The organism is Actinoallomurus acaciae (assembly GCF_042429965.1).
GTDB classification, from domain to species: Bacteria; Actinomycetota; Actinomycetes; order Streptosporangiales; family Streptosporangiaceae; genus Actinoallomurus; species Actinoallomurus acaciae.
The window spans coordinates 1-5,256 of the sequence record NZ_JBHLZP010000544.1 but is presented as its reverse complement, the minus strand read 5'-3'; the positions used below and the strand labels follow the sequence as shown (position 1 = coordinate 5,256).

The 5,256-nt window shown below is 72.8% G+C and carries 7 protein-coding genes; 4 read left to right on the top strand and 3 right to left on the bottom strand.

The features are described 5' to 3' along the window. On the top strand, positions 1-565 hold a 565-nt coding region (otsB, locus tag ACFFNX_RS41355), incomplete at its 5' end, for a trehalose-phosphatase (RefSeq protein ID WP_378211647.1). 221 nt (positions 566-786) lie between these two features. On the opposite strand, the gene ACFFNX_RS41350 is transcribed toward otsB, so the two are convergent. Next, entirely contained in the window at positions 787-1,326 is a 540-nt protein-coding gene (locus ACFFNX_RS41350; protein ID WP_378211646.1) for a PadR family transcriptional regulator, read from the bottom strand. Positions 1,327-1,398: 72 nt separating this feature from the next. Then, positions 1,399-3,015 carry a serine/threonine-protein kinase gene (locus tag ACFFNX_RS41345; protein ID WP_446678552.1) on the bottom strand — a complete coding sequence of 539 codons (1,617 nt, stop codon included), beginning with the start codon at positions 3,013-3,015 and terminating at the stop codon, positions 1,399-1,401. 117 nt (positions 3,016-3,132) lie between these two features. Here ACFFNX_RS41345 and ACFFNX_RS41340 point away from each other — a divergent pair, with 117 nt between their 5' ends. From ACFFNX_RS41340 to ACFFNX_RS41330, 3 genes are read left to right on the top strand one after another with little or no spacing between them, the layout of a single operon-like run. Next, positions 3,133-3,684: an RNA polymerase sigma factor gene (locus ACFFNX_RS41340; RefSeq protein WP_378211645.1), complete on the top strand. Its 552-nt coding sequence runs from the start codon at positions 3,133-3,135 to the stop codon at positions 3,682-3,684. Further along, positions 3,684-4,127 carry a helix-turn-helix domain-containing protein gene (locus tag ACFFNX_RS41335; protein WP_378211644.1) on the top strand — a complete coding sequence of 148 codons (444 nt, stop codon included), beginning with the start codon at positions 3,684-3,686 and terminating at the stop codon, positions 4,125-4,127. Before ACFFNX_RS41340 ends, ACFFNX_RS41335 begins: the two co-directional genes overlap by 1 nt. A 40-nt stretch (positions 4,128-4,167) precedes the next feature. Continuing rightward, on the top strand, positions 4,168-4,596 hold the full coding sequence (locus tag ACFFNX_RS41330; RefSeq protein ID WP_378211643.1) for a VOC family protein: 429 nt from the start codon (positions 4,168-4,170) through the stop codon (positions 4,594-4,596). Positions 4,597-4,602: 6 nt separating this feature from the next. Here the strand turns inward: ACFFNX_RS41330 and ACFFNX_RS41325 are convergent. Further along, on the bottom strand, positions 4,603-5,256 hold a 654-nt coding region (locus tag ACFFNX_RS41325), incomplete at its 5' end, for a trehalose-6-phosphate synthase (RefSeq protein WP_378211642.1).

The following is a 5,256-nucleotide window of genomic DNA, read 5'->3' as shown; positions in this document are numbered from 1 at the left end:
GTCCGGCGTCGAAGGACTCGTCGTCCTCGGCCAGTACGGCCGCGAGCGCTGGGAGGACGACGTCCTGGAGACGCCCGCGCCGCCGCCGGGCGTCGAGGAGGCGCGGCGGAAGTTGCCCCGCCTCATCGAGACGGCCCCGGAGGGCGTCGCGATCGAGGACAAGGGCCACGCGCTGGCCGTGCACACCCGCCGCGCGGCCGAGCCGGAGGTCGCCCTCGAACGCCTGCGCGGCATCGTCGCCGCACTCGCCGAGCGCACCGGCCTCGTGATGGAGCCCGGACGGTTCGTCCTCGAGCTCCGCCCGCCGGGCATGGACAAGGGCGCCGCGCTGCGCGCGCTCGCCGCCGAGCTGGGTAGTGTCGCCGTCCTCTACGCCGGCGACGATCTCGGCGACCTGGCCGCCTACGACGCGATCGAGGCGTTGCGGGCGGAGGGCGTGCCGGGGGTCAAGGTGTGCAGCGGGTCCGACGAGGTGACCGCGCTGGCCGACCGCGCCGACATCGTGGTCGACGGCCCGCCCGGCGTCGTCCGTCTGCTCGAATCGCTCACGAACGAATTGTTCTGACAGCGGGCTGCCGGCGAAACCGCGCCACCGTGTGGAGCTCGTTCCAGTACCAGACGCCCAACGCGCCCAAGCCGCTGCGCCTGAACGTCCACCGTGTCCGGCGTCAGGAACTCGGCGCGTTCGGCGTGCCGGTGGCGTGAGCGCGGAGAGCCTTCGCCGTACAAGGCGGGCGGTGCGCCCGGCGACGAGAACGCCGGGCGCCGCCCGCTCTGGGCGGTCTCTCAGTCCTCGTCGTCGGCGAGGATGCCGTACAGGCGCCGCCGCGCGTCGTTGACCACGTCCAGCGCGCGTGCCTTCTGCTCCTCGCTGCCCGCGTGCATCACCTGGCGGATCGCCATCATGAGTCGGCCCATCGCGTCGTGGAAGTGCGTGGCCGCCTCGCCGGCGTCCTCGGTGATCTCGGCCCAGGGCGGCGTCCGGTGCGACTCCGCCTCGGTGCGCCCGGCATCGGCGAGGGAGAACAGCCGCTTGCCCGACGACTGCTCGCCGCTGATCAGCCCCTCGTCCTCGAGCAGTTGGAGCGTGGGGTAGACCGAGCCCGGGCTCGGCCGCCACAGGCCGCCGGTGCGGCTCTCCAGCTCCTGGATCATCTCGTAGCCGTGCATGGGGCGCTCGGCCAGCAGTGCCAGGATCGCCGCGCGGACGTTGCCGCGTTTCGTACGGCGCGCGCCGCGGCCGCCGCCCCGTCCCCGCGGCCCGAAGCCGGGGCCCCAGCCGCCGAACGCGGCGCGCTCCTCGCGGTGCATCGATCGTCTACGCATGATCCTCTCCCGGCCGAGCTATTACCGATATATCGTACGCGACGATCCGGGTGGCCGGGCGGCCGGGGAGGGTCAGCCCTTGGTCTGGATGCTGTCGAGGATCGTCCGGGTGATGTCCGGGGGCCCGGTCAGCTTCACCCGCACCCACATCGCGAACCGGCCGCCGGAGTCGCGCAGCCCGACCTCGTTGACCGTGATGGAGTCGCCGCAGGTCCACGGGGTGATCCGACCGCTCAGCGAGCCGTGACGGTACGCGTGGGAGGTGCCGCGGGTGCACTTGGCGGAGTGATCGCCGAGGCTCGCCGGCGGGAGCGTGACGTTCAGGTCGTGGGTCAGCCCGGCGAACACGCCGGGGACCCGCACGTCGTCGCGTACGAACTGGCCGTAGTTCGGCGTCGCACGCAGCGCGGGGGCGGTCGCGCCGTCGCTGACGTGCACGGGCCAGTGGCTGGGGCTCCGCTGCGGCGTCCAGGACGGCGGCACGCGAAGCCTCAGCCGCCCGGTGGCGTCGGTGACCGGCACGAGGCCGTCACCGGGCGTGTCATGGTCCTTGCCGGCGGACGGGGTGGCCTTGGTGCCGGTGAGTTTGGCGATGCCGTACGCGCCGCCTCCGCAGACCACGAGGACCGCCGCGAGGCCGAGGGCGATCAGCAGCCGGGCCCGGGGGGTGTCGCCGGCGCGCACCTCGGGGACGGGCGCGGCGTCCGTCTCCGGCCGGTACACCGGCAGGTCCACGCGTGTCGTGTCCGCCGGGCTCTCCACGTAGGGCCGTGGGTTCTGCGCCGTCCGCTCGTGCGGCGGTGGCAGCCGGACGGTCCCGTCGTCCGGCGGCGGACCGTGATCCCCGTGGCGGAACGACGGGTCGGCCACGGTGTGGTCGGACTCCGGTCCGCCGGAGATCGTGGGGTCGCCCCCCGTCAGGCCGCCGAAATCGGCCGCGCCGGGCGCCTGACCCTGGCCGGACATCATCGAGAGCGGCACGCCGAGCGCGGCGGCGATCGCCTGCGCGGTGGGCAGGCGGCGCTCGCGGTCGGCCTCCAAGGCCCGCATCACGATGTCGTCGACGGCCGGTGGCAGGCCCGGCCGGAGCGCGCTCGGCGGCACCGCGACCGGCGCCGTGCCGGGGGTGCGGCCGGTGAGGAGGTGATAGGTCAGCGCGCCCAGGCCGTACACGTCGGCGCGGACGTCGAGGCCGCCGCCGAAACGCGCCTGTTCGGGCGACATGTACCCGGGCGTCCCGACCGGAAGGGTGAACGCGCCCGAGGCGTGCGCGAGCGCCTTGGCGAGGCCGAGATCGGCGATCAGCAGCCGCTCGCCGCCGTCCATGGTCGACTGGAACAGCACGTTGGAGGGCTTGAGGTCGCGGTGGATGACGCCGAGCCGGTTGATCACCTCGACCCCCCGCGCGACCTCGGCGGCCAGCCGGAGCGCCTCGGCCACCGGCAGGTTCCGGTCGCGCATCCGGTCCGCTAGGGTGCCGAGGTCGGCGTAGGACATGACGAAGTAGGGGCGCCCGTCGGCGAGTTCACCGATGTCGTGCACGCGCACGAGCCGCTCGGAGTCGGCACGGCGCAGTATCTTCGCCTCCTCCAGGAAGCGATTGCGCACGTCGAGGTCGTCGATGAGCCCGCCGGCCAGCACCTTCACCGCGACCTGGGCATCGAGAACCTCGTCATGGGCAAGCCACACGGAGGCGAAGGCCCCCGATCCCAGAACACGATCGATTCGGTAACGGCCGACGGCCGAAGGCATGGACACCCCCGTATCATGCCCAATGCGGGGCGATGGTGAGGGCGAGGACGGGTCATGGCGTACGACGAGCGGACCGAAGAACTGGCGCGGAGGGCCGCCGGGGGTGATCGGGAGGCTCTCGAGGCACTGCTGCGGGTGATCGAGCCGGACGTGCTCCGGCACTGCTCGCGGTTCCTTCCGTGCCGCCAGGACGCCGAAGAGGCGTGCCAGGACGCGCTGATGCAGGTCGCGCGCAACATCAACCGCTTCGAGGGCCGGTCGCGCTTCACGACGTGGCTGCACGTCGTGGTGGCCAACTCCGCGCGCTCGACCTACCGGTCGCTCAAGCGCCGCTCGATGGAACAGGCCGGTGAGCTGCCCGACCAGCGCCCGGACCCGCGCCGTACGAGCGTCATCGCCGGCTCGCGCGTGGACATCCTCGACGCGATGGAGGACCTGGAGCGCCGCAAGCCCGACCTCATCGAGGCGCTGGTGCTGCGCGACGTGTCGCAGCTGGAGTACACCGAGATCGCCACGCAGCTCAACCTTCCGCTGGGCACGGTGAAGTCGCGGATCCACGAGGCGCGCAAGCAGGTCCGCCAGTCTCTCGGCGACGGCTACAACTGATGCCGGTTCCGGTCCCGGCCGTCGCCCATCTGCGGCGCGCCCGCGACCTGATCGACCGGCGGTTCGCCGAGCCGCTCGACCTCGACGCCATGGCCCGCGCGGCGGGATTCTCCCGCCATCACTTCGCGCGCGCCTTCCGCGCGGCGTACGGAGAGACGCCGGGCGCGTACCTCACCCGGCGCCGCGTCGAACGCGCCCAGGACCTTCTACGCACCGCCGACCTCACGGTCACCGAGATCTGCCACCTGGTGGGCTTCTCCAGCCTGGGATCCTTCAGCGCGCGGTTCTCCGGGCTCGTCGGCGTCCCGCCCACGGAGTATCGGCGGCGGCACGCGGAGCGCGGCGCGCGGCCGCCGATCCCCGGCTGCTTTCTCATGGCCTGGTCCCGCCCGCTGCCGACCGGAGCAATCCCGGAGAAGCCCCCGGTCACCGGACGTTCGTAGGCTCGTCGGACGACCACCGATCGCCGACGGGAGAGTACCGATGATCAGCCGTGTTTCTCATGTGACGTACTTCGTCCTCGACCAGGACCGGGCCAAGGAGTTCTACACCGGCAAGCTGGGCTTCGAGGTGCGGACCGACGTGACGATGGGCGGTGACTTCGAGGGCGCCGGACAGGGCTTCCGCTGGCTCACCGTCGGCCCGCCGGACCAGCCCGGCTTCGAGGTCGTCCTGGCCGACTGCGCCATGGGACACGACGAGCGCACCGCCGGGCAGATCCGGGAGCTGGTCGCCAAGGGCGCGCTCGGCGCCGGAGTGCTGGGGACGCCCGACTGCCGCAAGGCGTACGAGGAGCTGTCCGCGCGCGGCGTCGTCTTCGTCCAGGAGCCGGCCGTACGGCCGTACGGGATCGAGGCCGTGCTGCGCGACGACTCGGGCAACTGGTTCAGTCTCACGCAGCGGACGGAGTGACGCGCCTCAGCCGAGCGCGTCGAGCTGGTCGGCGAGCCAGCGCTGCGGCGGCAGGGCGGTCGCGGCGGCGGCGAGGCGCTTGCAGCGCTCGGCGCGTTCGTCGGCCGGCATCAGCAGGGCCTGGTGCAGCGCCTCCGCGGTCTGCGACACGTCGAAGGGGTTCACCATGATGGCGTCGTCGGACATCTCGTCGGCGGCGCCCGCCTGGTCCGACAGCACGAGGGCGCAGCCGTTCCTCGACAGCGCCGGTCCCTCCTTGGCCACGAGGTTCATGCCGTCTCGGATGGGGTTCACCAGCAGCACGTCGGCCATGCCGTACGCCGCGAGCGAGCGCGGGTAGTCGTCGTTGACCTGCAGAATCAGCGGGTCCCACGTGCCGTTGCCGAACTCGTCGGAGATCTCGGAGGCGATCCGCTGCACGGCGGCGGTGTACTCCCGGTACTCGGGCAGATCGTGCCGCGACGGGTAGGCGAACGCCACGTGCACCACCCGGCCGTGCCATTCGGGATGCTTGGCGAGCAGCTCGCGGTAGGCGGCCAGGCCGCGCACGATGTTCTTGGACAGCTCGGTGCGGTCGATGCGCACGATCAGCCGCCGGTCGCCGACCTGCTCGCGCAGCGCCGCGGCGCGGGCGGCCACGTCCGGCTCGGCGGCCCGGGC

Coding starts and splice junctions, on each gene's coding strand:
- ACFFNX_RS41335 (WP_378211644.1), top strand. CDS start 3,684: ATGCCGGTTCCGGTCCCGGCCGTCGCCCATCTGCGGCGCGCCCGCGAC.
- ACFFNX_RS41340 (WP_378211645.1), top strand. CDS start 3,133: ATGGCGTACGACGAGCGGACCGAAGAACTGGCGCGGAGGGCCGCCGGG.
- ACFFNX_RS41330 (WP_378211643.1), top strand. CDS start 4,168: ATGATCAGCCGTGTTTCTCATGTGACGTACTTCGTCCTCGACCAGGAC.
- ACFFNX_RS41350 (WP_378211646.1), bottom strand. CDS start 1,326: ATGCGTAGACGATCGATGCACCGCGAGGAGCGCGCCGCGTTCGGCGGC.